The 23,163-nt window shown below is 68.2% G+C and carries 25 protein-coding genes; 7 read left to right on the forward strand and 18 right to left on the reverse strand.

Translation table 11 applies throughout. The features are described from left to right. The first annotated feature begins 9 nt into the window (after positions 1-9). Both ACFQ4G_RS01790 and ACFQ4G_RS01795 read left to right on the forward strand, forming a co-directional pair. On the forward strand, positions 10-273 hold the full coding sequence (locus tag ACFQ4G_RS01790) for a hypothetical protein (RefSeq protein ID WP_238203061.1): 264 nt from the start codon (positions 10-12) through the stop codon (positions 271-273). Between the two features lie 25 nt (positions 274-298). After that, positions 299-1,237, forward strand: a complete 939-nt coding sequence (locus ACFQ4G_RS01795; protein WP_238203063.1) for an ABC transporter ATP-binding protein — start codon at positions 299-301, stop codon at positions 1,235-1,237. A 57-nt stretch (positions 1,238-1,294) separates the two neighbouring features. Here the strand turns inward: ACFQ4G_RS01795 and ACFQ4G_RS01800 are convergent, their stop codons facing one another. Next, a complete protein-coding gene (locus ACFQ4G_RS01800) occupies positions 1,295-4,750 on the reverse strand; it encodes an SbcC/MukB-like Walker B domain-containing protein (RefSeq protein ID WP_238203065.1) in 3,456 nt (1,151 codons plus the stop codon). A 91-nt stretch (positions 4,751-4,841) separates the two neighbouring features. Then, positions 4,842-5,636 carry an SDR family NAD(P)-dependent oxidoreductase gene (locus tag ACFQ4G_RS01805; RefSeq protein ID WP_238203067.1) on the reverse strand — a complete coding sequence of 265 codons (795 nt, stop codon included), beginning with the start codon at positions 5,634-5,636 and terminating at the stop codon, positions 4,842-4,844. A gap of 128 nt (positions 5,637-5,764) precedes the next feature. Here ACFQ4G_RS01805 and ACFQ4G_RS01810 point away from each other — a divergent pair, with 128 nt between their 5' ends. Next, complete coding sequence (locus ACFQ4G_RS01810) at positions 5,765-6,661, forward strand: LysR family transcriptional regulator (protein ID WP_238203068.1); 897 nt, start codon at positions 5,765-5,767, stop codon at positions 6,659-6,661. A gap of 38 nt (positions 6,662-6,699) precedes the next feature. On the opposite strand, the gene ACFQ4G_RS01815 is transcribed toward ACFQ4G_RS01810, so the two are convergent. The 13 genes from ACFQ4G_RS01815 to ACFQ4G_RS01875 all read right to left on the reverse strand — a co-directional run bounded on the left by ACFQ4G_RS01815 (position 6,700) and on the right by ACFQ4G_RS01875 (position 17,379). Then, positions 6,700-7,341 carry a DUF4194 domain-containing protein gene (locus tag ACFQ4G_RS01815; protein WP_238203070.1) on the reverse strand — a complete coding sequence of 214 codons (642 nt, stop codon included), beginning with the start codon at positions 7,339-7,341 and terminating at the stop codon, positions 6,700-6,702. Between the two features lie 90 nt (positions 7,342-7,431). Beyond that, positions 7,432-7,731, reverse strand: a complete 300-nt coding sequence (locus ACFQ4G_RS01820) for a hypothetical protein (RefSeq protein ID WP_238203072.1) — start codon at positions 7,729-7,731, stop codon at positions 7,432-7,434. A gap of 207 nt (positions 7,732-7,938) precedes the next feature. Then, the gene (locus ACFQ4G_RS01825; RefSeq protein ID WP_238203074.1) at positions 7,939-9,381 is read right to left on the reverse strand and encodes a Wadjet anti-phage system protein JetA family protein; all 1,443 of its coding nucleotides are present in this window, start codon (positions 9,379-9,381) and stop codon (positions 7,939-7,941) included. A 178-nt stretch (positions 9,382-9,559) separates the two neighbouring features. Next, positions 9,560-9,895 (reverse strand): hypothetical protein, encoded by a 336-nt coding sequence (locus tag ACFQ4G_RS01830; RefSeq protein WP_379039576.1) that lies wholly within the window; start codon positions 9,893-9,895, stop codon positions 9,560-9,562. Then, entirely contained in the window at positions 9,892-10,359 is a 468-nt protein-coding gene (gene ptsN / locus ACFQ4G_RS01835) for a PTS IIA-like nitrogen regulatory protein PtsN (RefSeq protein ID WP_238203076.1), read from the reverse strand. The genes ACFQ4G_RS01830 and ptsN overlap by 4 nt, the downstream gene beginning before the upstream one ends. Before the next feature lie 183 nt (positions 10,360-10,542). After that, positions 10,543-11,148 (reverse strand): ribosome hibernation-promoting factor, HPF/YfiA family, encoded by a 606-nt coding sequence (hpf, locus tag ACFQ4G_RS01840; protein ID WP_238203078.1) that lies wholly within the window; start codon positions 11,146-11,148, stop codon positions 10,543-10,545. 293 nt (positions 11,149-11,441) lie between these two features. Next, the gene (gene rpoN / locus ACFQ4G_RS01845; RefSeq protein WP_238203080.1) at positions 11,442-12,989 is read right to left on the reverse strand and encodes an RNA polymerase factor sigma-54; all 1,548 of its coding nucleotides are present in this window, start codon (positions 12,987-12,989) and stop codon (positions 11,442-11,444) included. Between the two features lie 122 nt (positions 12,990-13,111). After that, positions 13,112-13,306 carry a hypothetical protein gene (locus ACFQ4G_RS01850; protein WP_238203082.1) on the reverse strand — a complete coding sequence of 65 codons (195 nt, stop codon included), beginning with the start codon at positions 13,304-13,306 and terminating at the stop codon, positions 13,112-13,114. Between the two features lie 196 nt (positions 13,307-13,502). Next, complete coding sequence (lptB, locus tag ACFQ4G_RS01855; protein ID WP_379039579.1) at positions 13,503-14,327, reverse strand: LPS export ABC transporter ATP-binding protein; 825 nt, start codon at positions 14,325-14,327, stop codon at positions 13,503-13,505. A 92-nt stretch (positions 14,328-14,419) separates the two neighbouring features. Next, entirely contained in the window at positions 14,420-15,148 is a 729-nt protein-coding gene (locus tag ACFQ4G_RS01860; protein WP_379039649.1) for an LptA/OstA family protein, read from the reverse strand. 29 nt (positions 15,149-15,177) lie between these two features. Next, positions 15,178-15,957 (reverse strand): lipopolysaccharide-assembly, LptC-related protein, encoded by a 780-nt coding sequence (locus ACFQ4G_RS01865; protein WP_238203084.1) that lies wholly within the window; start codon positions 15,955-15,957, stop codon positions 15,178-15,180. Between the two features lie 282 nt (positions 15,958-16,239). Next, positions 16,240-16,866, reverse strand: a complete 627-nt coding sequence (locus ACFQ4G_RS01870) for a ribonuclease D (protein WP_238203086.1) — start codon at positions 16,864-16,866, stop codon at positions 16,240-16,242. A gap of 123 nt (positions 16,867-16,989) precedes the next feature. Beyond that, positions 16,990-17,379 carry a ComEA family DNA-binding protein gene (locus ACFQ4G_RS01875; protein WP_238203088.1) on the reverse strand — a complete coding sequence of 130 codons (390 nt, stop codon included), beginning with the start codon at positions 17,377-17,379 and terminating at the stop codon, positions 16,990-16,992. Between the two features lie 329 nt (positions 17,380-17,708). Here ACFQ4G_RS01875 and rpmF point away from each other — a divergent pair, with 329 nt between their 5' ends. Then, the gene (gene rpmF / locus ACFQ4G_RS01880; protein WP_018046018.1) at positions 17,709-17,897 is read left to right on the forward strand and encodes a 50S ribosomal protein L32; all 189 of its coding nucleotides are present in this window, start codon (positions 17,709-17,711) and stop codon (positions 17,895-17,897) included. Between the two features lie 94 nt (positions 17,898-17,991). Here the strand turns inward: rpmF and ACFQ4G_RS01885 are convergent, their stop codons facing one another. Together ACFQ4G_RS01885 and phaR are read right to left on the reverse strand one after the other, a co-directional pair. After that, entirely contained in the window at positions 17,992-18,267 is a 276-nt protein-coding gene (locus ACFQ4G_RS01885; protein WP_238203089.1) for a hypothetical protein, read from the reverse strand. Positions 18,268-18,379: 112 nt separating this feature from the next. After that, complete coding sequence (gene phaR / locus ACFQ4G_RS01890; protein WP_238203091.1) at positions 18,380-18,994, reverse strand: polyhydroxyalkanoate synthesis repressor PhaR; 615 nt, start codon at positions 18,992-18,994, stop codon at positions 18,380-18,382. A gap of 327 nt (positions 18,995-19,321) precedes the next feature. Here phaR and ACFQ4G_RS01895 point away from each other — a divergent pair, with 327 nt between their 5' ends. Continuing rightward, on the forward strand, positions 19,322-20,503 hold the full coding sequence (locus ACFQ4G_RS01895) for an acetyl-CoA C-acetyltransferase (RefSeq protein ID WP_238203093.1): 1,182 nt from the start codon (positions 19,322-19,324) through the stop codon (positions 20,501-20,503). A gap of 225 nt (positions 20,504-20,728) precedes the next feature. Further along, positions 20,729-21,457, forward strand: a complete 729-nt coding sequence (gene phbB, locus ACFQ4G_RS01900; RefSeq protein WP_238203095.1) for an acetoacetyl-CoA reductase — start codon at positions 20,729-20,731, stop codon at positions 21,455-21,457. A 74-nt stretch (positions 21,458-21,531) separates the two neighbouring features. On the opposite strand, the gene ACFQ4G_RS01905 is transcribed toward phbB, so the two are convergent. Next, entirely contained in the window at positions 21,532-22,443 is a 912-nt protein-coding gene (locus ACFQ4G_RS01905) for a peptidylprolyl isomerase (RefSeq protein WP_238203097.1), read from the reverse strand. A gap of 279 nt (positions 22,444-22,722) precedes the next feature. Here ACFQ4G_RS01905 and ACFQ4G_RS01910 point away from each other — a divergent pair, with 279 nt between their 5' ends. Next, entirely contained in the window at positions 22,723-23,076 is a 354-nt protein-coding gene (locus tag ACFQ4G_RS01910) for a hypothetical protein (protein ID WP_238203099.1), read from the forward strand. The last annotated feature ends 87 nt before the right edge of the window (positions 23,077-23,163 follow it).

The following is a 23,163-nucleotide window of genomic DNA, read 5'->3' on the forward strand; positions in this document are numbered from 1 at the left end:
AGATCGATCATGACACGCTTCCTTGCCGCGTCCGTCTGTCTGGCCCTGCTCGCGACCGTGCCCGCCCAGGCGCAGCCATCGAACCCGCCCCAGCAGACGGCGTCGAAGCGCATGACCGCCCCGACCGGCGTGACCAAGCCGCCGGGCTCCACCTTCAACCGGGCCTCCACGGAAGCCGCCATGCTGAAGGCCCAGAAGGTCTCCGCCGCCCGCGACAAGGCCTGGGACCGGAAGATGCGGACCACCATGGGCTCGATCTGCCTCGGCTGCTGAGGCGCGAGCCGGCGAGACACGATCGGTGATCCGCTTCGAGGGCGTCTCCCGCCGATTCGCCGGTGCCGATCGGCCGGCCGTCGACGGGATCGACCTCGCTATCGCCGAGGGTAGCACCTGCGTGCTGATCGGGCCTTCGGGCTGCGGCAAGTCCACGACCCTGCGCATGGTCAACCGGCTGGTCGAGCCGGACAATGGACGCGTCCTCCTCGACGGGCGGGACGTGGCAGGGGTCGATCCGGTGCAGTTGCGCCGCGGCATCGGCTACGTCCTGCAGGGCATCGGCCTGTTCCCGCACCGGAACGTCGCCGACAACGTCGCCACCGTACCACGGCTGCTGGGCTGGAAACGCGCCCGGACCGCGGACCGCGTGGACGAGATGCTGGCCCTCGTCGGCCTCGATCCGAAAGACTACCGCGACCGCAGGCCGGATGAACTCTCCGGCGGCCAGCGCCAGCGCGTCGGCGTGGCCCGCGCCCTGGCGGCGGACCCCGCCATCCTCCTCATGGACGAGCCCTTCGGCGCCGTGGACCCCGTCGCCCGCGACCGGCTCCAGGTCGAGATCGGCGCGATCCTTCGCCGGCTCAAGAAGACCGTCATCATCGTCACCCACGACATCGACGAGGCGATGCGGATGGGCGACCGCGTCGTGCTGATGCGAGAGGGCAGGATCGTCCAGGCCGACACGCCGGACCGCGTGCTCGCCGCCCCCGCCGACGGTTTCGTCGAGAGCTTCGTCGGCGAGGACAGGGCCCTGCGCCGGCTGGCGCTGACGCGTGCGGGCGCCATCGCGGTTCCGGGGGACCCGGGCGACGCGCCGGGCATTACGGGCGATACCTCGCTGAAGGACGCCCTGGCGCTGCTCCTGTCCTCGGGAGCCGAACACCTCGCGGTGACGGGAGGCGATGGTCCCGCCGTCCTGACGCTCACCGCCATCCGGGACACCGCGTCACGGGAGAGCTGATCGCAGGCACATCCGCCTGGAGAAGGCGGGCCATGGCGTGACGGATCGAGGAAGACCTCACTCGGCCGCGTCGGAGACCTGAAACCGCTCGATGCCCTGGCGTTCCGGGTTGATCGCCGCCAGGGCGCGCTTGGCCGTCTCCAGCGGATGCTCGGCCTCGATCCGCACCGAGGTCAGGTCCGGGCTCTTGTAGACGGTGACGATGGTGTCCATCACCTCGGTGAGCGTCGTGCGCTTGTCCTCCGGGGCGGCGATGAGGAGTTGCAGCCCCCACGCCTGGTAGAGATCGACCAGGGCCTGGGAATTGCGCACGTCGAGCTTCGAGAAGGCCTCGTCGAGGAGGCAGAGGCCGAGGCCCGGATTCTCGTCGCCTGGCCGGTCGCCGGGATAGTAGGCCGAGGCCAGGGACGCGGCGATGGCCACGTAGAACGGCGCCTGCGCCTCGCCGCCAGAGCCGCGCAGGGCCCGATTCGACATGGTGGTGCGGTTGCCCGCCTTGTCCCGCATGCCGATCTCGTAGACGAAATAGTTGCGATAATCGGCCAGGCGCGCCGCGCTCTCCTCGCCGGCGATGAGCGCCGTGATCTCCTCGATCGCGGCGGCGAGCGGGCCCGAGGCCGCCTCCCCGCCCTCCCCCGGCAGGATCGCCTGCGCCGCGTCGGCCGAGCGGGCGACCTCGGTGGCGAGCGCGTGGACGGCGGCGTAGCGGCGGTCGACATTGGCCTCGAAGGCGTAGGTCTGGCCGGTGAACGTCTGGGTGGAGAGCCGCTCGTTCAGAGCATCGAGGCGGGTGCGGACGCGCTCGAACTTGTCGGCGAGGCGGGTGAGCAGATCCTCGGTCATGAGGCGGCGCATCTCGCCCTCGGCCCGCACCGCCTGGTCGCGGTAGCGCCGCAATTCGTGGCCCGCCACCTCGTCATGGGCGCGGGCGACCCAGGAATAACCGAACGAGGCCGGAGCATCGCCGCTGCCCAGCGGATTCTCGATGCGCCATTGCACGCAATACTCGGCGAGATCGCGCTCGGCGGCCCGCCCCTGCGTGCGCGCCGTCTCCATCGCCTCGCGGGCGGCACCACGGGCCGCGTTGGCCAAGGCCGCCAGTTCCTTGGAATCCAGGCCCGCCGCGTCGGCCCGCGCCTTCGCCACCGCAAGGGGATCGAACCCGTCAGGCCGCACGAGGCGGATGCGGACGGAATCGCCGGCGATCCAGCGCGCATGGGCGACACGCCGCGCCTGGAGAGCGCCGCGCATCGCCTCGCGCGAGGCGGCGACCTTCGCCTTCAGCCCCGCCTCCTCGCCGAGCAGCGCGTCGCGCTTGGGCTCCAGCACCTGGACCAGCTCGGTGAGATAGGCCGAGCGCTCCTTGGCAAGTTCCCTGATCTCGGCCTCCAGCGCGCCGGTATCGGCCTTCTCCACCGCCTCGCGCTCGGTGGTCAGGCTGCGCCGCCGTCCCTCCATGGCGTCGGCCTCCTCGCGCAGGGACGCGATGTCGAGATTCACCTCCGAGAAGCGTACCCGCAGGATCGCGGCGATGCGGGCGGCCTCGCGCAGCACGCCGGCCTCGCCGCGCAGGCGACGGGCCTCGGCCACCGCGCGCTCGAGATTCTGCCGCCCCTCCGCCGTGGGACCACGGCTGCCCCGCGTCATCATCAGCTGGACAGGGCGCACCACCGAATAGGCCATGCCCGAGGTGGAGCGGCCGCTCGGAGCCACCGCGCGGCTCATATGGGCCAGGGCCGCATCGTTGGGGGCGAGGTCGTAGCCGCCGAGGCGCGCGGCGAGGAAGGCCTGGGCGTGGGGATCGCGGGTCTCGATCAGCGCGATCGGGCCCTCGTCGTCGCGCCCGCCCCGGCGCCGCGCGGTGTCCGTGGTCTTGACCAGCAGGCAGCGGTAGAACTGGCTCTTGCGGGCTTCGAGATGGGCGAAGGCCTCGCCCAGCCTGTCCGGCTCCACCACCAGGGCCTCGCGGGCACCGCCGAGCAGGCCCTCCAGGGCCGGGCCCCATTTCGGATCGGTGATCTCGGCGAGTTCGCAGATCGGCGTGGCGTCGATCCCGAGCCGGGCGAGCTCGTCGCGAAACCCCGCCGTGTCGGAGGACAGGCGCGCTCCGCTCGCCCGCCCTGTGCCGATCTCGGCCGAAAGGGCCTGCGCCTCCTTCTCCTGAGCCCGGGCGCGCAGGGCCATGTCTTCGGCGGCGGTGTCGAGGGGTGTCGCGATGTCGGGCAGGGCCGCGAGCATCTCGATCAACCCGCCGAGGGGGCCGTCGGAGCGCAGGGATTCCTCGGGGGGCGCCTCGCGGCGCAGGCCGGAGCGGGAACAGGCGGCCACGATCCGGGCGGCATCAGGGTCGATCCGCTGGATCTCGGAGAACAGGGTGTTAAGCTTGCCGGCCTCCTGGACCATCCCCACGAGGTCGGCGACGCGGGCCGAGAGATCGCGCTTGTCGCGCGCCAGCATGGCGAGGCCGGCATTGGAGGCGGCGAGCCGCCCCTCCCCCTGGCTCCCGGCGAGCATCGCCTTCTTGCCCGCGATCTCCCCGTCGATCTCGCGCACGAAGCCCTGGCTGGTGGCGACGCTCTCGCGGGCGATGCGCAGGCGCTCGGCGACCTCACCGAGTCTGGAGCGGGCGGTGGTGTAATCGAGGATGCGCCGGCGCAGGTCCGCGCCGGCGGCGCGCAGCTCGTCGAGGGCGGCCGACAGGCTGGCCTCGGCCCAGGTCTCGTAGCGCTTGAGGATGCGCCCGAGATGGGAGAGCCGGCGCTCCAGTTCCTCGATCGTCTCCAGCAGGCGGCGCCAATTCTCCACCGACTGGCGGATGCGGGCGACGTCGAGGGGTTCCGGCTCCAGCACGAAGGAGCGCACGAAGGCGGAGGAATCGAAAATCGGCTTGAACGCCACGGCGTTCGAGAAGGTGCGCAGGAAATGGCGCGGCTCGGGGCTCGGCGCGCCCTCGCGCATCAGCGCCAGCAATTCCGCCGTGAAGCGCTCGCCCGACGAGCGGAATTCCTCGAACCGGTCGGCCTGGATGCGCAGGTCCTTGGCGATCTCCGGCCACGGCGCGACGTAGCTGCCCTTCCCCGTCTCGCGGACGTAATCGGCGATCTCGAACCGGTGTCCCACCGCGATGAAGCGCGACAGCGTGGTCTCGCGGCTGTCCTCGGCGCGGGCCGCGAGAGCGAGCCCCACCGAGACGACGCGCCCGGTGGTCTCGTTCTCGAAGACCAGGACGATCAGGGTCTCGCAGGCCTCGCGGGTCGGGCGGCCGCCCTCGGCAGGGTCGCTGATCCAGCCGAGGCAGTAATCGCGCACCGTGCGGGCGCTGCGGCCGGAGGCGGAGGCGTTGAGCGCCAGACGGCTGGCATTGTTGCCGGCGAGCACCGTGCCGACGGCATCGAAGATCGTCGACTTGCCGGCCCCCGTCGGCCCCACCAGGGCAGCCGCCCCCCGGATCCTGATCTGCTCGCGGCGGATCAGGTACCAGTTGGAGAGAACGATGTCGGTGAGGCGATACACCGTGCGGGCGGCTCCGGAAGGGGCATGACGATGCCCGGCATGAACGCCGCCGACCGATGATGCAAGTCGGGCCTCCGATCCGCCCCGACCGTCACGCGATGGTGGGGACGATGCCGCCTTCCGCGCGCAGGGCCGCGCCGTTGGTGGCGGCCGAGAGGGGACTCGCCAGATAGGCCACCATCGCGGCGATCTCGTCGGGCTCGATCATGCGCTGGATCAGCGAGAGCGGCCGATGCATGCGGAAGAACTCCGCCTCCAGCACTTCCGGCGAGGCCGTCGGGTCGGAGGCGATGCTTCTCAGGAAATCGACGATGCCCTCCGACCGGGTCGGACCGGGCAGGACCGAATTCACGGTGACGCCGGTTCCCTTCGCCAGTTGGGCGAGGCCGCGCGCGATGGTGAGCTGCGCCGATTTCGTCACCGCGTAGTGCAGCATGTCGGGGGGTGGCAGCAGGCCCGATTCGCTGGAGATGAAGATGATCCGCCCCCAGTTCCGCTCGATCATCGGCTGAAAGTAGGTCCGGGCGAGGCGGGCACCGCTCACCACGTTTACGTCGAACATCCGGCGCCAATCCTCGTCCGTGATGTCGGCGAAGGCCTTCGATTCGTAGATGCCGAGGTTGTTCACCAGCATGTCCACATGCGGAACCTCGCGGGCGAGGATCGCCGCCCCCTCCTCGCTCGCCGCGTCGGCCAGAACGGCACGGACCGCGCCGGCGCCGGGCACCGCCCGGACGAGGGCGGCGGCCTCGTCGAGCTTGGCCTGCGAGCGGCCGGTGATCACGACATGCGCCCCTTCGCCCGCGAGGGTCCGGGCGATGGCGAGGCCGATCCCCGCCGTGGAGCCGGTGACGAGGGCGATTCTGTCCTTGAGCTTCAGATCCATGGGTCGATCCTCCGTTGCAGGGCGCGACGCCGCGCCTGTCATGGACCACAGGTGCGCCCGGCAGCGATTGATGAGAAGGACGCGATCGGGCACGACGATCGTGCATCGAAATCATGAATGGGGCTGCGATGGACAATCGTCTCGGCGAGATGGAAATGTTCGTGCAGGTGGCCCGAAGCGGGAGCTTCGCCGCAGCCGCCAAGGCGCTGCGGCAGACACCCTCCGCGGTGAGCCGGGCGGTGGCGCGGATCGAAGCGCGCATAGGCACGCGCCTGATCGTGCGCACCACGCGCTCGCTTCGCCTGACGCAGGAAGGGGAGGCCTATCTTCTCCGTGCCAGCGACGTCCTGGCCGAGGTCGATGCCATCGAGGGAAGCCTCGACCGCGGCTCGACCGAACCGAGCGGGCGCCTGCGGGTGAATGCATCGGTCCCGTTCGGGATGCATGTCCTGGTGCCGATGCTCCCGGCCTATCTCGCCGCCCATCCGCGCATGACCATCGATCTCACCCTGACCGACGAGGTGGTCGATCTCGTCGAGGCGCGCGCCGATGTGGCGATCCGGATCGGGCCGTTACGCGATACCCGTCTGCGGGCGAAGCGCCTGGGTTCCAGCCGGATGGTCGTCGTGGCGAGCCCCGGCTATCTGGCGGAGCACGGCGTCCCGCGCCATCCGGCGGAACTGGAGCGGCACAATTGCCTGAATTTCAGCTTCCGCCGCTCTCTCGATTCCTGGCCGTTCCAAGTGAACGGCGCGGTGGTCCATCGGCCGATCGCCGGCAATTTCTACGGCAGTTCCGGGGAGATCGTCCGGACCATGGCGATCGGCGGCGGGGGCATCGCCCGGCTGGCCCGATTCCATGTGAGTGCCGATCTCGCCGCGGGCGCCCTTCAGCCCCTGCTCGAATCGTTCAATCCCGGCGATGCCGAGGAGATCCACGCCCTCTATGCCGGCAGCGAGCGCCTGTCGCCGCGCCTGCGCAGCATCCTGGATTTCCTGGGCGAGCGGGCGACGTTCGGGGGCTGAGCCCGCAATCCCCGTGTTTCATGTGAAATCCCGGCCGGTCACGCCTCCGCGTCCTCTTCCATCCGAGCCGCTGCCCAGGCACGGACCTGCTCCATCCAGGCATCGGGCGAGAGGACGCCGACGCCCGGCAGCAGCATCAGCGGGGTGATCTTCTCGACCTTGTCGCGCTCACCGAGGCGCAGGGCCCCCTTGCGGGCGAAGAGGCGCAGGATCTCGGTGAGGCGCGCCTCCTCCGGCGCTTCGCTGCGCGCGGCGGTGCGGATCGATTCGGCGATGTCGTCGGTGGTGCATTCCACCACGCCGTCGGTGGTGACGCGGTGGTCGCGAAGCCCCTCCTCGTAGGCGAGGCGGAGGGCGAGGAGCACCAGGGTCTCGTCCTTGCGCAGGCGCTCGGCCTGCCCGTCATGGCGCACGCCGTCGGCCGGTACCCGCAGGAACACCATCTGGTCGCGGGGCGAGACCTCGAACCCGTAGCCGAGACAGGCGAAGTAGCTCTTGAAGAAGGGCGCGTAGTGCCGGGCGATCTCGTAGGAGCGACCGATGCCGGGCGTATCGGCATAGATGCACTGGCTCTTCAGAACGACCTGAAGCGCGCGGGTGAGATCGTCCTCGGAAGGCGCGCGCGCGCCGGGCAGCGGCGGCTCGTCGCCATCGACGATGGCGCGGAAGGCCTCGATCATACGGAGGATCAGGTCCGGTCGAGCGGGACACGGCGCCCCGTCATCGGCCCTCGTTAGCCGGATCGCGGCCGCGAGACAAAATTCGTTCCGTCACGCCGCCCGGGCGGGTGCGGATTTGGTGGGAGTGGCCTGAGTGGGAGACGCCTTGAACAGCGACAGGCATTCGGTGTCGCGATGCATGCTGAGGATCGAGGCGCGGTCGATGGACGGGTTCTCGCCCAGCACGCGCTGCACCTCCTCCACCACCTTGGCGTAGCGACCGGAATCGAAGTTCCGCTCCAGAGGACTGACGGCGATGTAGGTCTCGACAACGAGGACGCGCTCGGTCCGCTCCTTTCCCACCTCGACGGCGATCCAGGCGGACTTGATCAAGCATTTACCAGTGGTCATGGACGAACCTCCTCTCACTTCCCGCTTTCCGACGGGTATGCAAAGAGAATGATCCGACTTCGCGCTCCTGCCAAGGGCACGAACACTCTTGTGATCGCGTTCCGCATATCCTGAAGATTGTGCAGCGCAATCGAGCGGGACACCCGTTCACCGAAGCGAAACGATCCGGTCACGCTTCTCAGGTCGTCCTGCGGCGAAACCGGGCTTTCATCTCGATGATCCGCGCGGAGGACTGGCGAGCGTGCCGCCAGGCCGCCGGGAGACCGGCACGAGGGCGGAAGGCGATCGCTCCACCAGGAAATCGGGACAATCGAGCCAGCCATTGGAGACGCGGCCCTCCACGCGCGAGAGGCGGTAGCGGCTGTTGAGGAGCCCATCGAACAGCACGTCGATCTCGCGCAGACGCTGGAACACCACGAATTCGTCCACATCCGCCACGGCGATCTCCGAGCCGCGGATGGCAGGGCTCGTCCCGAGCTTGCGCTCGACGAAGGCGATGACCCGCTCCGGCGTGACCATCACTCGCTGGCGGAAGGCGTCCTTGGCCAGGATGAAGGCCTCGATCGCCGAGTCGAGGCGGATTTCCGGCAGCGGTTCGGACTGGATCGCCGCCCGCCTCATCCGGGGCGTGTAGAGATGCGGCTCGCCGATGGGCGGACGCATCAGCGAGACCTGGGCGGACGGGGCGGAGGCCGACCATTCGGCGGCGCCCACCGCCCGCAACGCCGCCGCCGCCCGCTCGATCCGGTCGGAATCGCGATGGTCCATGTAGCGCAGGGCAGCCGCGATCCGGCGCTCCAGCCGGGCCACGATGTCGGCGACGCTGTCGAGGTGGCGGTCCAGCCCTTCGAAGATCCACAAGATCTCGGCGAGGTCGCCGCGCACCGCCCGCTCGGCGAGAACGAGATCGGCGGCTCGTCCCTCGCGCAATCCGGCCTCGGCCAGTGCCCGGATGGTGAGGTCGTCACGCAGGGCGCGGCCGGCCTCACGGACGATGCCGGAGCGGAAGCGGAACGGGTTCAGGCGCGTGTGCAGCGTACGGTAGTCGCTCACGAGGTGCCGCGCCACGAACTCCTCGAAATAGAGCCGGAACGCCCTGCTCTGATCCTCCTCTCGCAGGATGCGCTCCTCGATCTTGCGCATGGAGCCGGCGAGGCTGCGCAGATGGCCGAGGAAGGCGCGCGAGGCCTTGGCCGCGTTGACCAGCGCCTCGGAACGGTCGGCCGGATTGGCCACCGCGCTCTCGAGACTGCCCAGCACCTCCAGCACCGCGCCGCCATAGGAGCGGGTCTCGCCGCGATCGATCCGCGCCAGTTCCTCGATGACGTGGCGGGCATCGGGGTCGAAATCGACCACCGGGACGTAGCGTTCGCGCCGTTCCACCAGCCAGCCGGCATCGAGGAGGCGCCGGTAGACCGCCGAGCGGCGCTCGATCGGATCGGCCGGCGTCGTGTCGTCGTCGGCGATCTCGCCCTGGGACCAGTCGGCCGAGAAATCACCGATGGAGGCGAGCACCTCGCTCTTGCGCAGGGGCTCCGTCGTCTCGGCGAAGACGCGCGCGTGCAGATGCAGCAGCAGGGCCGCATTGAAGGCCCGGCTCGGGGAAGCCAGCGGCTTGAACAGATCGTCGGGGAGGCGGGCGAAAAGCATGGCGGCGGGGCCGAGGACAGCCCGCCCCCCGTCGCAGAGTCAATCGGCGGGCCTCAAAGGCCTGTGCGCGGTGACGTCCAAGCAGGTTCGCGTCGGCACGCCAACGCTTCACGCTGCTTAGCTCCTATGTGTCGCAGGTTACCGACGCAAAACCGGTAACCACTTTTGCGAACCCTGCTTAGAGGCCCCGGCAACGCGTCTTGATGAGACCCGAGAAGTCCTTCTCCGAGGTCTGCACCTCGTTGAGCTTCTCGCCGCGCTCCGCTCCGGACAGGCAGCGGCCGTAGACGCTGGCGACCCGGCGCATTGTCTCCACATGCCGGCGCCAGACGCGGCAGCGGTTGGCATCGTCGCCATCGGCCTGTTCGAGTTGGTCGATGGCCTGCCGCTGCATCGAGTTGGCGACGAGCACGTCGCGCGCGCAGGCGACGTCGGCCCGGACCGGTGCCGCCCACAGGGTCAGTATCGCGGCCGCAGCGAGTGCCCGCCCCGCCATCGCGCTCTCGCGGATCATGCCGCCTCGGATTTCGTGGTCTGGGTCAGCAGGGCGTAGAGCGCGTTGGCGTCCCGCGCCGCACGGATGCGTTCGAGGACGCCCGGTTCGCGCAGGAGCCGCGCGACCTGGGCGAGCGCCTTGAGATGCTCGGCCCCCGCCCCTTCCGGAGCGAGCAGGAGGAAGGCGATATCGACGGGCTGGCCATCCAGCGATTCGAAATCCACCGGACGTTCCAGTCGAGCGACGAGACCGAACAGCCGGTCGAGCCCCGGGAGCTTGCCATGGGGAATCGCGACACCGTCTCCGATCCCCGTGGAGCCCAGGCGCTCGCGCTGGGACAGGGTCTCGAACACCTCGCGCTCGTCGAGCGCGGGCAGTTGGCGCACCGCATGGGCGCTCAATTCCTGGAGGATCTGCTTCTTTGCGCGCGCGCGCAGAGCGGTCACCACGGAATCCGGACTGAGGAATTCCAGAACTGGCATGGAAGGACAGTCGCCCCATCGGCGACGGCCAGACGGACGCCGCTCGTTTAAAATAGCGCTACGGATGCGTGGTTCCCACGCATCCCGAAACGGCCGATGGTCGGCAAACGGCCTTGCTGCGGTCTGGCATGCCGGTCTGCACCGGCCTTTCTCCGAAAAGGATGTCCTCTTCGGGCCGCTGCATCAGGCCGCCGCGTCCGGCGGGTCCACCCAACCGATCGCTCCGTCACTGCGGCGGTATACGACGTTGATGCGTCCGGTGCCAGCGTGAACGAACACGATGACCGGGGCGCCGGTGAGATCGAGGGCGGTCACCGCCTCGCTCACCGAGTGACGCTTCAGTGCCTTGGTGCTTTCGGCCACCACGGGAGGATGCGCCTCCTCCTGCCCCTCGTCCTCGAACTCGTCGCCGTCCAGCTCGCTCGGAGATTGGAACACCGCATAGGCGGCCTGGACTGTCGCCCCCTCATGCAGGGCGGCGCCGTGATCCTTGAGACGGTGCTTGTAGCGCTTCAGGCGCTTCTCGAGCTTGTCTGCGGTCTGCTCGAAACTCGAATGGGGGTCGTGCGACGCACCCGACGCTTCGAGGGTGAGACCAGAAACGAGATGGAGCACGCAATCCGTGCGGTAGGCCGTTCCATCCCGCCGAAGCGTCACATGCCCGGAGCAGGTGCCGTTCATGTGGCTGTCGAGATACTTCGACAAGGTTCCGGCCATTCGCTCTTCGACACGCCCACGAAGGGCTTCGCCGAGGTCCAGGCCATGGCCTGTGACACGCAATGACCCCATGTAACCTCCGGTTTTTTCGACGTTCGGCAGGCGAGTAAAGGAGCCTCGGGGGGAGAAGTCAACGGAATGACGAGCCGGCTCGTCATGGCGGATGACAAGGCGGGAGCACGTGACGCTTCCGGCAACGGGCAGGCGTCATCGTCGAGGGTCACGACTTTGTCCGCAGCGCGGACGCGCCATCGATCGACGGACGGCGAGGATTGGGGCTATCACGCCCCCATACCGAGATGCCCGCGTCAGCGGGCCTCGAAGAAGGGCGAGTCTGGGATGACGACCGCGGGCCTCCGCGATCTTCAGCGGGCGTAGGCGAAATGCTCGCGGCGGCGCTCGATCGACGAAGGGATGCGCAGCGATTCCCGGTACTTGGCCACCGTGCGCCGGGCGATGTCGATGCCTTCGTCGCGCAGGCGCTGGACCAGGGCGTCGTCCGAGAGCACGTCGCCGGTCGCCTCGCCGTCGACGAGCTGCTTGATCCGGTGGCGCACGGCCTCGGAGGAATGCGAGGCGGTGCCGGCCGCGCCCGGAATGGCGGCGGTGAAGAAGTACTTCATCTCCAGGGTGCCGCGGCTGGTGCCGATCGACTTGTTGGAGGTGACCCGCGACACGGTGGATTCGTGCATGCCGATCGCCTCGGCCACGGTCTTGAGGTTGAGGGGGCGCAGATGGGCGACCCCGTTCACGAAGAACCCGTCCTGCTGGCGCACGATCTCGGAGGCGACCTTCAGAATGGTACGCGCCCGCTGCTCCAGGCTCCGGGTGAGCCAGTTAGCGGTCTGCAGGCATTCGGACAGGAAGGCCTTGTCGCCCTCGGCCGCCGCGCCGCGCGAGACGCGGGCATAGTAGCTCTGGTTCACCAGCACCCGCGGCAGCGCCTCGGCGTTGAGCTCGACCAGCCAGGAGCCGTCGGAGGCCGCCCGCACGAACACGTCCGGGATCAGCACCTCCACGGCCCGCGACCCGAAGGCCCGGCCGGGCTTCGGGTCGAGGCGGCGCAGTTCGGCCAGCATGTCGACGAGATCCTCGTCGTCGACGCCGCAGAGACGGCGCAGGCTCGGGAAGTCGCGCTTGGCCACGAGGTCGAGGCGGGAGACCAGCGCCTGCATCGCCGGATCGAACCGGTCTCGCTCGCGCAGCTGCAGGCTCAGGCATTCGGCGAGATCGCGGGCGGCGATGCCGGGCGGATCGAAGGTCTGGATCAGCTTGAGCACCCGCGCCACCGAATCGAGGCTGGCGCCGAGGCGCTCGGCCACCTCGTCGATGGATTCGCGCATGTAGCCGGCATCGTCCACCGCATCGATGAGGAAGCCGGCGATCAGCCGGTCGGTGGGGTCGCGGGTGGCGAGGTCGAGCTGCGCGCTGAGATGCTCGCGCAGGGACACTTCGGAGGTCAGGGTCGCCTCGAAATCGGGCGCCTCGCCATCGAAGCTTCCGCCGGTATTGCCGTAGGGCGCCGGCGTCAGGGTGAGCATGTCGCCCGAGGCCGCCTCGCGGGCATGGCTCGGATTCTCGTCGGAGAAGACGTTGTCGAGGCGGGTATCGAGCACGCTCTCCATCTCGGCGCTGCTGGCCGTGAGCTCGGTCGACATCCAGTTGTCCGGCTCGCCGGATTCGAAGTCGCCGTCCCCGTCGCCCGAGGCTTCCGGCGCCGTCGGCGCGACCTCGCGGTCGCTCTCGGCCTCTCCTTCGATGCGCTCCAAGAGCGGATTGCGCTCCAGTTCGGCATCCACATAGGCGGCGAGATCGAGTTGAGAGAGCTGAAGGAGCTTGATCGCCTGAAGAAGCTGTGGCGTCATCACCAGGGCTTGGCCCTGACGCATCTCAAGCCGCTGCAGCAAACTCATGGTGTCGCCCCGACGCCTTCAGGTGAGCCCAGCCGGAGGAACGCGCGGAAGCCCGGCGTCGACCGGCATGAATGTTGCTTCTTTTTCTCTTCACACAGGTCTATCGCCATCTCGCGCCGACGTCAAAGCGCGATGTGGACGATCCCGCCGATCTTGCCGCAACGCAACATCGCCCGTGACGCCACGTCGAGCGTCCCAACCCGTACGATTTCGGGCAAATCCTTCAGACCAAAGAGAAAATATTTTTCCTCCACTTGGTCGGCGCCGTGGATGCGTGGATCAATATGCACAAAACGCATGCAGATCAGGCGAGGCATGAAGTTTGACGACAAATTAGGCAGTGGATGAATCGACGCGCGATCGCGTCCTGGCCCAGTGCGACCTTGGAGAATTCAGAACCAAGAGGGAATGAGCCGGTACGCGCCTCCCAGAGGCGAGTGATCCGGAGATACGGATCATGAGAGCCGGCCGATCATCGGCAGTCCCGGTTTATACCGCCCCCCGGCCGAAGGCTCAGAGGCGGAAATCCTCGCCGAGATAGAGCCGCCGCGCATCCTCGTTGGCGACGATCTCGTCCGGCGTCCCCTCGGTGAGGATCCGGCCGGAATGGGCGATATAGGCGCGGTCGATCAGGCCCAGCGTTTCGCGCACGTTGTGATCGGTGATGAGCACGCCGATGCCGCGCTGCTTGAGGTGCTTCACCAGATCCTGGATGTCGCCCACCGCGATCGGATCGATGCCGGCGAAGGGTTCGTCGAGCAGCATGAAGCTCGGCGATGTCGCCAGGGCGCGGGCGATCTCGCAACGGCGGCGCTCGCCCCCCGAGAGCGCGATCGACGGCGCCTTGCGCAGGCGCGCGATGTCGAATTCCTCGAGGAGCGAATCGAGCTTGCGCTCGCGCTCCTTGCGGTCGGGCTCGACCACTTCGAGCACGGCGCGGATGTTGTCCTCCACCGACAGGCCGCGGAAGATCGAGGCTTCCTGCGGCAGGTAGCCGATGCCGAGGCGCGCCCGCTGATACATCGGCAGGTGGGTGATCGGCAGGCCGTCGAGACTGATCGAGCCGCGATCGGCGGAGACGAGACCGGTGATCATGTAGAAGATCGTGGTCTTTCCCGCGCCGTTGGGGCCGAGCAGGCCCACGGCCTCGCCGTTGCGCACGGTCAATCCGGCCTCGTGCACCACGGTGCGCGCCCCGTAACTCTTGCGCAGGCCTTCCACGTGAAGGATGCCGGGACCGCCGCCATTCCCGGACAGGCCGGACTCGCCGGCGGCCGTCTTCCTCTTTCCACGGCCGAACAGGCGCGACAGGAAGGATGGCGCGGGCGCGGCTGCCACAGGGGCAGCATGGGAGACGGCTTGCGGGGCGGACCTGGCGATCCGCGGGCCGATCGGGTCAGGCGTCGAGGGTGACACCGGCAGAGCGGAGGTCAATTGGCCTGCGCTCTCGGCTTCGCGGCGGGCTTGTCCGCATTGGCTTCGGAGGGCTTGGGCGCAGGCTTCGCAGCGACGCCGGCCGGCTGGGCACAGCCCTTGGCGCCCCCTTTCGGTGCATCCTCCTTCTGCGGCACGAACATCGCCGAGACGCGTCCGCCGGCCACCGGGTCCATGTTCGCCCGTCCGGTATTCATGTCGTAGACGAGGCGGCTGCCGCGGGTGACGTTCTGGCACTGGCTCAGCACGACGTTGCCGGTGAGCACGACGCGCTTGGCCTCCTGGTCGAACACGGCATTGTCGCCGGTGGCGACCTGGTCGTTCTGCACCACCGTCACGGGGCCGGCGCATTCCACCTTCTGGATGCCGTTCTCGGCCATGCCGGCGGGCGACTTACCGGCCGCATCCGCAGCGGGCGCGGAGGCGCCCGGCTTGGCGTCCTTGCCGCGTTTGTAATGCACCGTCATCGTCGAGCAGCGGATGGTGCTGTCGCCCTGCACGGCCACGACGTTGCCGGCGAAGATCGCCTTGTTCTCGCGGTCGAACACGTCGAGCCGGTCGGCATCGATCTTCACGGGCTCCTTGCCGCCGCTCGCGCCGAAGGCGCCTCCGGGCGCGGAGGGCTTGGTCGCCTTCGCGGCGGCAGCGGGGGCCGTCCCGGACGGCACCTGCGCGACCGCGCTCCCGGCCGCCAGGAGACCGCAGATCGCGAATGGACCGCAGATCGCGAGGGCGGAGAACGGCGCCGAGCGGCTCACCGGCGTGGCTCCCCGTCCTGCGGTTCGGCAGCGGAGGTGAGGATGCGCGGAGCCTTCACGTCGGGCTTGATCTCGGCCGGCTTGATCTCGGCCGTCTGGGCCTCGGCCTTGTCCGCCCCGTGGAAGAGCGCATGAACGTTGCCGATGAAGGAGATGACCCGGCCATTGTCGACCATGTCGAGACTGTCGGAGACCACCGTCCCGGTGGGCAGCGTCACGGCCACCGGCTGATCGGATTTCACGGTCCCGGCCTTGAAGTCGACGGCGGCGGTCTGGAGGCGAATCTCCTCGCCCTTGTCGGTCCACAACTTGATGTCGCGTTCGAGACCGAGGGTCTCGCGCGCCGAATCGAACAGGCCGGCAGCGGCTTCGAGATGGGCGAGGCCGCCCGAATCGTCGGTGACGAGATGGCCCTTCATGGCCTGGAGCTCGATCAGCGTCGGCTTGCGCACGTCCTGGAACGCGGCGGTGGCGATGACCTCGTAGCCCCGGTCGCCCTTCCGGAAGCCGGAGAGACGCGGGTTCTCCATCTTCACCTTGGTGCCCGACAGCGTCACCGGACCCATGGTCACGGCGGGCAGGACGGTGCCGAACGGGTTGAACAGCGTCCCGACGAGGAGGGCGACGATCGCCGCACCGGCCGAGAGCGGAATGAGACGGCGCAGGTAGCGCACCTGCGTGCTGTGGTTGCGCGCCCGCGCATGGGCGCGGTCACGGCGCGTATCGGCTCCCGATACCGTCGTCCCTGTCGCGTGGATGGCGTCGACCCCGTGCATGGTGATGTTCCGAGCCGCTCCGCCTGACCGATCCGGCATGGCACCGGCATGCCACGTCCCGCGATAGGCCCAATCCTGCAAGTCATGTGCTGGGCCGTGCTAGGCGCCATCAGCCATGGTCCAGCGCCGGATGCGCGCAGCCGATGGCGAAGTTGTGGCCGCACCACAACCTTATGGGCGGAGCATTGAGGAATCATCAACCGGCCGCGGCCGGAGGACTACGATCCATGTGCGGCGCCGCACTGTCATCGCCCGGTCACCGCCCGCGCGGCGGGGGCTTCATCAGGTATGGGCGAAGATGTCGGTCTCGGCCCAGCCTTCGAGATCGAGCAGGGAGCGGGTCGGCAGGAAGTCGAAACAGCTCTGCGCGAGCCCGGTACGGCCCTCGCGGGCGAGCATCGCATCGAGCCGGGCGCGCGCCGCATGGAGATGCAGCACGTCGGAGGCTGCGTATTCCACCTGCGCCTGGCTCAGGCTGTCTGCGCCCCAATCCGAGGATTGCTGCTGCTTCGAGAGGTCGACGCCCACGAGTTCGCGGACCACGTCTTTGAGGCCATGCCGGTCCGTATAGGTGCGGGCGAGCTTGGAGGCGACCTTGGTGCAATAGACCGGAGCCGGCATCACACCCAACGCCTTGAAGAGCACGGCGAGATCGAACCGGGCGAAATGGAAGATCTTCGTCACCGCCGGATCGCCCAGGACGCGCTTGAGCACCTCGGGCGGGGCCGAGCCGGGAAGGATCTGCACCACGTCGGCACTGCCGTCGCCGCGCGAGATCTGGACGACGCAGAGCCTGTCCCGGTGCGGATTGAGTCCCAGCGTCTCCGTATCGATGGCGATGGCGGCGCCCGGCACGTAATCGGCGGGGAGATCGCCGCGGTGGACGCGGATGACGGGCTGGGGAGGCATCGGGGCTGTGTCTTCTGGGCATGGACCCCTGGCATGAAACCAAGGGTGCCGGCCGCGTAACACCGCGCCTCCCGGCGAACAACCCGGCGCCAGGATCGGGGCCGGGCCGTTCTGGCGGGACGACTATTTCTGCTTGGCGATGATCTTGTCCTTGATCCCGTCATAGACGCCCTGGGTGAGGATCTTCTTCGACACGAGCTGATCCTTGCCGTGATAGGGGCGGCCCTTGACGATCGCGGCCGAGCGCGCCGCACCGATGCCGGGAAGAGCCTCCAGTTCCGCGGGCGAAGCGCTGTTGAGATCGATGAGATCGGTCTTGGCCGCCGGTGCCGCGGGCGTGGCCGCAGGAGCGGCCGCGGGGGTGGTCGGCTTGTCCATTGAGGGCTTGGCCGGCGCGGTGGGTGCCGTCGGAGCCTTCGGTGCGGGGGTGGCGGGGCTCGGTGCCTGGGCAAGAGCGGGAGCGGATGCGAGGCAGGTGAGCACGGCCAGGGTGCGCAGCAAGGATGTGGTCATGCGAGATGAAGTCACGGCAATCTCCCGGGAAGCGGCGGCGCAGTCTTCGATCAGGCGTCACCTGTATTGGCAGGTAGGGCACCGCGGTTGAACCGGCGCTTAACGCGGCTTCACAGCCTCGCGAGCCCCGTCGCGTTCAAATCCCTCAGGTGCACCGGCCTCCGCACAGATCCGGCCTCGGAAGTTCGGCTTCGGACGGCTCTAGCCAGACGGCCGATCTGCAGCTATACACCCGCCATCGAATCTCCGTTTGAACACGGTGCCGAGGTTGCCTCTTCCCTTTTGGGGTGGCGCCCGAGCACCCTTTTTGCCGTAGTAGGACTACCCCCATGGCCGTTCCGAAGCGAAAGACCTCCCCCTCGCGGCGCGGCATGCGCCGGTCCGCCGACGCCCTCAAGGCACCGACCTATGTCGCCGACAAGGATTCGGGCGAGCTGCGTCGTCCTCACCACATCGATCTGAAGACCGGCATGTATCGTGGCCGTCAGGTCCTCAAAGTGAAGTCGGCCGAGGCCTGATCTCCTTCCATCTACGTCCCGGTGAGAATCGGGACGACGCGATGCCGCTGAGAACCGCCTTCGGGCGGTTTTTTGCGTTCTGTCTTCCCGTGGATCAGGCCCGTCGCCTGCTCGGCCCCGCTCGGGTCGTCTCGCCGTAATGCGCGGTGGCCGAGCGCATGCGCTCGGCGCGGGAGGCGCGCATGGCCGGGTCGGAACTGATCAGGAGCTGGGTGAGGAACTCGGCTCTCGGCCTGCCATAGGCAATGGCCGCCTTGCGGCCGACCGGATCGCTCCCCTCGATGACCACGAGCGTCCGCGCCGCCTCGCGATCCCCTTCGGGACCCGTTCGTGCCGTTTCCGGACGATCATCCGTGCCGGTTCGAGCCATGCCGCCTCTCCGCCTTCGATCGGCCGGGAAAGGCGCAAGGGTTGGGCCGTCGTTAACGGTTCGTCAACACTTTCTCAGGGCGTCCGGCAAAACGGGGCTCGCCCAGCACGGTCTACTTCTTGGCGAGGTCTTCCAGGCGGTTGCGCATTTCGGCCATCTGGCGCTTCAGCTCGTCGAGGTCGGTATCGGGCGCAGGTGCGGACACCGCCGGCTGGGGCGGGTTCGGCGCCGGTGCGGAGGTCTTCATGCCGGAGAGGGGGCCGGTGCCGAAGGTCGTGAACATCTTCATGGCATCGCCGAAGAAGCTCATATTGGCGCGGACCTGCTCCTCCATGGCGTGCTGGAACACAGAAGGTGCGAAGCTCTGGGTCATCTTCTCGCGCAGACCGTCCTGGTCGCGGGCGAAGTTCGCCATCGAGAATTCGAGGAAGCTCGGGACCATCGTCCGCATGCTGTCGCCGTAGAAGCGGATGAGCTGGCGCAGGAAGGCCACCGGCAGCAGGTTGTCCTCGCCGGCCTTGTTCTCCTGCTCGAAGATGATCTGCGTGAGCACGGAGCGGGTGATGTCGTCGCCCGAGCGGGCGTCGTAGACGAGAAAGTCCTCTCCGTTCTGCACCATCGTCGAGAGGTCCTCGAGCGTGACGTAGGTCGAAGTTCCCGTATGGTAGAGCCGCCGGTTCGCGTATTTCTTGATGACGGTCTGCTGAGACTTACCGTTATCCGCCATCCTCGTGGCCTTTCCCGACACATTCATTCCAGCGCCCAATCCCTTCGAGGCCCGATGCGCCGTCCGGGTATCATTACATCACCGCGCGTGGGCGGACCTTAAGGCTTTCGTCCGCTGACGAAAACAGCAATTTGACCCCGATCCCCGCAGAATAGTGCCAACTGGCGCCCCGCCGACCCGGTGACAAACGTCGGCGGGCCACGCACCTGCCTCCCGAGCGCGCTTGACTTCACCCATCCCAGCGCTTTCATCGCCTGAGTTGGCCTCAAGCGCGCATGCCCATCGGAGGGCTTCAACGTCGCGCCGGCCCTCAAGAGGAGAACGTCAATGGCAGCGGAAGACATCGTCATCGTCGGCGCGGCGCGAACCGCAGTGGGATCTTTCGGAGGTGTCTTCAACACCGTGCCGGCCCATGAACTCGGCGCCGTGGCGATCAAGGCCGCCCTGGAACGCGCCGGCGTCTCTCCCGACGACGTGGACGAGGTGATCTTCGGCCAGGTGCTCACCGCCGGCGCCGGCCAGAACCCGGCCCGCCAGGCCGCCATCAAGGCCGGCATTCCAGAGAAGGCCACCGCCTGGGGCGTCAATCAGGTCTGCGGCTCGGGCCTTCGCACCGTGGCTCTGGGCATGCAGCAGATCGCCAACGGCGACGCCACCGTGATCGTGGCCGGCGGCCAGGAATCGATGTCGCTCTCCCCCCACGCGCAGTACCTGCGCGGCGGCCAGAAGATGGGCGACGTGAAGCTCGTCGACACCATGATCAAGGACGGCCTGTGGGACGCCTTCAATGGCTACCACATGGGCACCACCGCCGAGAACGTGGCGCAGGCGTTCCAGCTGACCCGCGAGCAGCAGGACGAATTCGCGACGAAGTCGCAGAACAAGGCCGAAGCCGCCCGCAAGGAAGGCCGCTTCAAGGACGAGATCGTGGCCGTCACCGTTCCGGGCCGCAAGGGCGACACCATCGTCGACACCGACGAATACATCCGTGACGGCGCCACCATCGAGGCGATGGCCAAGTTGAAGCCCGCCTTCTCGAAGGACGGCACCGTGACGGCCGCCAACGCCTCGGGCCTCAATGACGGCGCCGCCGCCCTCGTGCTGATGTCGGCCTCCGAGGCCGAGCGTCGCGGCATCACCCCGCTCGCCCGGATCGTGTCCTGGGCCACCGCCGGCGTCGACCCGAAGGTGATGGGTACCGGCCCGATCCCCGCTTCGCGCAAGGCGCTGGAGAAGGCCGGCTGGAAGCCGTCCGACCTGGACCTGATCGAAGCCAACGAGGCCTTCGCCGCACAGGCGCTGGCCGTGAACAAGGACATGGGCTGGGACACCGACAAGGTGAACGTGAATGGCGGCGCCATCGCCATCGGCCACCCGATCGGCGCCTCCGGCGCCCGCGTCCTCGTCACCCTGCTGCACGAGCTGAAGCGTCGCGATGCCAAGAAGGGTCTCGCCACCCTCTGCATCGGCGGCGGCATGGGCGTCGCCCTCTGCGTCGAGCGCGTCTGAACTCAGCCGGGCCGATTGAATACAGTATAATTTCCTGCGTTCGTGACAGTCCCTCGAGGAAGTCCTCAAACACTGGGGACATCCTCTTGGAGAATTCTTGAAGGCGCAGCAAATTTAAATGGCATGGGCGGCCCGGGCCGATTGGGTTAAGTCCGCCCGCACTGAAAATCTGCAAGAAATTGCATCGCGCAAGCGATCGAACGTCAAAGAAAAATGGAGGAAGCCATGGCTCAGGAACGCGTTGCCCTCGTCACGGGCGGAACGCGCGGCATCGGTGCCGCGATCTCGCAGGGCCTCAAGGCCAAGGGCTACAAGGTCGCCGCCAATTACGGCGGCAACGACGAGGCGGCCAACGCCTTCAAGGCAGAGACCGGAATCCCGGTCTTCAAGTTCGACGTCGGCGATGCCGCCGCCTGCGAGGCCGGCATCAAGGCCGTCGAGGCCGAGGTCGGCCCCATCGACGTCCTCGTGAACAATGCCGGCATCACCCGCGACGGCGCATTCCACAAGATGACCTTCGAGAAGTGGCAGGCGGTCATCAAGACCAACCTCGACTCGATGTTCACCTGCACCCGCCCGGTGATCGAGGGCATGCGCTCGCGCGGCTTCGGCCGCATCATCCTGATCTCGTCGATCAACGGCCAGAAGGGCCAGGCCGGCCAGACCAACTATTCGGCCGCCAAGGCCGGCGTCATCGGCTTCGCCAAGGCACTGGCCCAGGAGAGCGCCTCGAAGGGCATCACCGTCAACGTGATCGCACCGGGCTACATCGCCACCGACATGGTGATGGCCGTGGCCGAGGACATCCGCAACAAGATCATCTCGACGATCCCCGTGGGCCGCCTCGGCGAGGCCGAGGAGATCGCCCGCGCGGTGGAATACCTCGCCGCCGAGGATTCGGGCTTCATCACCGGCTCGACCCTGACGATCAACGGCGCCCAGTACATCGCCTGACGCCTCACGGCATCGACGAGAAAAAGGCCTGCCCTGGCGACGGGGCAGGCCTCCTTTATTCTACGAAGCTTTCTTCAGGGAGCCTTGGGCGCCGCGGCCGGAGTGGCGGCGTCTGTGCGCTCGATCTTGGCGCCCTCGCGCAGCTTCAGGATCAGGTCCTGCTGCGATTTGCGGGTGAGGTACTGGTCGACCTGGTCCTTCATCTCGGCGAAGGTCGGCACCGGCTTGGTGCGCTTCTCCTCGACCTTGATGACGTGCCAGCCGAACTGCGTCTTGATCGGGTCGGAGACCTGGCCGACCGGCAGCTTGAAGGCGGCCTCGGCGAAGGGGGCGACCATGCGCTCCTTGGTGAACCAGCCGAGATCGCCGCCCTCGGCCTTCGAGCCCGGATCCTTCGAGGTCTCGGCAGCGATCTTCGAGAAATCCTCGCCGCCCTTGATCCGGGCGGAGATCTTCTTGGCCTCCTCCTCGTTGTCCACGAGGATGTGACGGGCATGGACCTCCTCCTCCGGCTTCATCGCCGTGACGGTCTGGTCGTAGAGGGCCTTGGCCGCCTCCGGCGTCACCGCCTTCTTGGCTTCGCGCTCCAGATACTCGTCGAGGAGGAGCTTGCTCTTGAAATAGGCGAGCTTGCGCTGGAAGTCGGGCGAATCGCCGACCTTGGCCGCCTCCGCCGCCTGGGCGCCGACCTTGAGATCGACCATGTAATCGATGAGCAGGTTCTTCTTCTGCGCCTCGTCGACGCCGGGCAGCGACAGGGCCGGGTCCTCCGCCGCGATGGCGAGGTCACCCGCGGTCACCGGCGCGCCGTTCACCTTGGCCACCACCGTCTCGGGCGGAAGCGGGGCGGCGGCGGGTGCGGGAGCCGCGGCCGGTGCCGGCGGCGTCTGCGCAAGGGCCCGCAGCGGCAGCGCGACGGAGGCGAGCGGCAAGGCAAGGGCCAGCGCCACGGCGCCCGAGCGCCGGAGAAGGTGAGGCGTCGTCATCAATGGGTGTTCCTCGAATAGCAGGGTGCCACGCCCTCGCGGCTCTGTCCGGCCGGGTTGGGGACATGGCAGGAGACATGGCAACAGCAGGCGGCAGGACGCCGCGGAGATCTGTGGGTGAGAGGTGGCGCGGGCAAGGGCCGAAGGCAAGCGCGGTCGAGGTTTGAGAAGAATCCGCTCGATCACGATAAAGCGGCCTTAAGCCCGAACCGCGTATCGTCGAGGGACTCGCCGATCGTTCAGAGCATTCGGATGGCGAGGACGCGTACGGAGAATGGCATGCGAACCTGGCTCATCATCGCTGCGGCCGCCCTGGCCCTGTCCGGAACGGTCACGACCGCGGAGGCCCGCTTCCGGGGCGGGCGATCCGTCCACGCGACCCGTCCGGCGCCGTCCGTGACGCCGGCCAGATCGGCCGCCCTGGGCGTCGGGATCGGGGCTGCCCTTCCTGTCCGCTCCGTCAGGGGGGCGACGGCCGGCGATCCCGAACCGGGCAGGCCCGTGACCCTGCGGCCGATCCTTCCCGTGACCGCGCCGGCGCCCGCACCGGTGCGGGAGGTCCGCACTGCCGCGGCATGGTGCTCCGACAAGCGCGTCGTCGGCTCCGGCGCGGGCTTCTGCGAGATCAACTGACGCCCGACGTTTCCGTCGGATCGAGACCGATTCGCCCGCCCTTCGCGAGAAGGCGCGGGCTTTTCTTCGCCGTTCCGGAAGACTTCG

The organism is Methylobacterium marchantiae (assembly GCF_042679825.1).
Taxonomy (GTDB): Bacteria; Pseudomonadota; Alphaproteobacteria; order Rhizobiales; family Beijerinckiaceae; genus Methylobacterium; species Methylobacterium marchantiae.

Excerpts from the sequence above, each read along its gene's own strand:
- ACFQ4G_RS01830 (WP_379039576.1), bottom strand. The coding sequence starts at position 9,895 with ATGATCCGCGAGAGCGCGATGGCGGGGCGGGCACTCGCTGCGGCCGCG.
- ACFQ4G_RS01885 (WP_238203089.1), bottom strand. The coding sequence starts at position 18,267 with ATGGCTCGAACCGGCACGGATGATCGTCCGGAAACGGCACGAACGGGT.
- ACFQ4G_RS01810 (WP_238203068.1), top strand. The coding sequence starts at position 5,765 with ATGGACAATCGTCTCGGCGAGATGGAAATGTTCGTGCAGGTGGCCCGA.
- ACFQ4G_RS01825 (WP_238203074.1), bottom strand. The coding sequence starts at position 9,381 with ATGCTTTTCGCCCGCCTCCCCGACGATCTGTTCAAGCCGCTGGCTTCC.
- phaR (WP_238203091.1), bottom strand. The coding sequence starts at position 18,994 with ATGGCGGATAACGGTAAGTCTCAGCAGACCGTCATCAAGAAATACGCG.
- ACFQ4G_RS01875 (WP_238203088.1), bottom strand. The coding sequence starts at position 17,379 with ATGACCACATCCTTGCTGCGCACCCTGGCCGTGCTCACCTGCCTCGCA.
- ptsN (WP_238203076.1), bottom strand. The coding sequence starts at position 10,359 with ATGCCAGTTCTGGAATTCCTCAGTCCGGATTCCGTGGTGACCGCTCTG.
- ACFQ4G_RS01815 (WP_238203070.1), bottom strand. The coding sequence starts at position 7,341 with ATGATCGAGGCCTTCCGCGCCATCGTCGATGGCGACGAGCCGCCGCTG.
- ACFQ4G_RS01805 (WP_238203067.1), bottom strand. The coding sequence starts at position 5,636 with ATGGATCTGAAGCTCAAGGACAGAATCGCCCTCGTCACCGGCTCCACG.
- ACFQ4G_RS01910 (WP_238203099.1), top strand. The coding sequence starts at position 22,723 with ATGCGAACCTGGCTCATCATCGCTGCGGCCGCCCTGGCCCTGTCCGGA.
- ACFQ4G_RS01870 (WP_238203086.1), bottom strand. The coding sequence starts at position 16,866 with ATGCCTCCCCAGCCCGTCATCCGCGTCCACCGCGGCGATCTCCCCGCC.
- ACFQ4G_RS01905 (WP_238203097.1), bottom strand. The coding sequence starts at position 22,443 with ATGACGACGCCTCACCTTCTCCGGCGCTCGGGCGCCGTGGCGCTGGCC.
- ACFQ4G_RS01850 (WP_238203082.1), bottom strand. The coding sequence starts at position 13,306 with ATGCCTCGCCTGATCTGCATGCGTTTTGTGCATATTGATCCACGCATC.
- ACFQ4G_RS01865 (WP_238203084.1), bottom strand. The coding sequence starts at position 15,957 with ATGCACGGGGTCGACGCCATCCACGCGACAGGGACGACGGTATCGGGA.
- rpoN (WP_238203080.1), bottom strand. The coding sequence starts at position 12,989 with ATGAGTTTGCTGCAGCGGCTTGAGATGCGTCAGGGCCAAGCCCTGGTG.
- ACFQ4G_RS01895 (WP_238203093.1), top strand. The coding sequence starts at position 19,322 with ATGGCAGCGGAAGACATCGTCATCGTCGGCGCGGCGCGAACCGCAGTG.
- ACFQ4G_RS01790 (WP_238203061.1), top strand. The coding sequence starts at position 10 with ATGACACGCTTCCTTGCCGCGTCCGTCTGTCTGGCCCTGCTCGCGACC.
- hpf (WP_238203078.1), bottom strand. The coding sequence starts at position 11,148 with ATGGGGTCATTGCGTGTCACAGGCCATGGCCTGGACCTCGGCGAAGCC.
- rpmF (WP_018046018.1), top strand. The coding sequence starts at position 17,709 with ATGGCCGTTCCGAAGCGAAAGACCTCCCCCTCGCGGCGCGGCATGCGC.
- ACFQ4G_RS01820 (WP_238203072.1), bottom strand. The coding sequence starts at position 7,731 with ATGACCACTGGTAAATGCTTGATCAAGTCCGCCTGGATCGCCGTCGAG.
- phbB (WP_238203095.1), top strand. The coding sequence starts at position 20,729 with ATGGCTCAGGAACGCGTTGCCCTCGTCACGGGCGGAACGCGCGGCATC.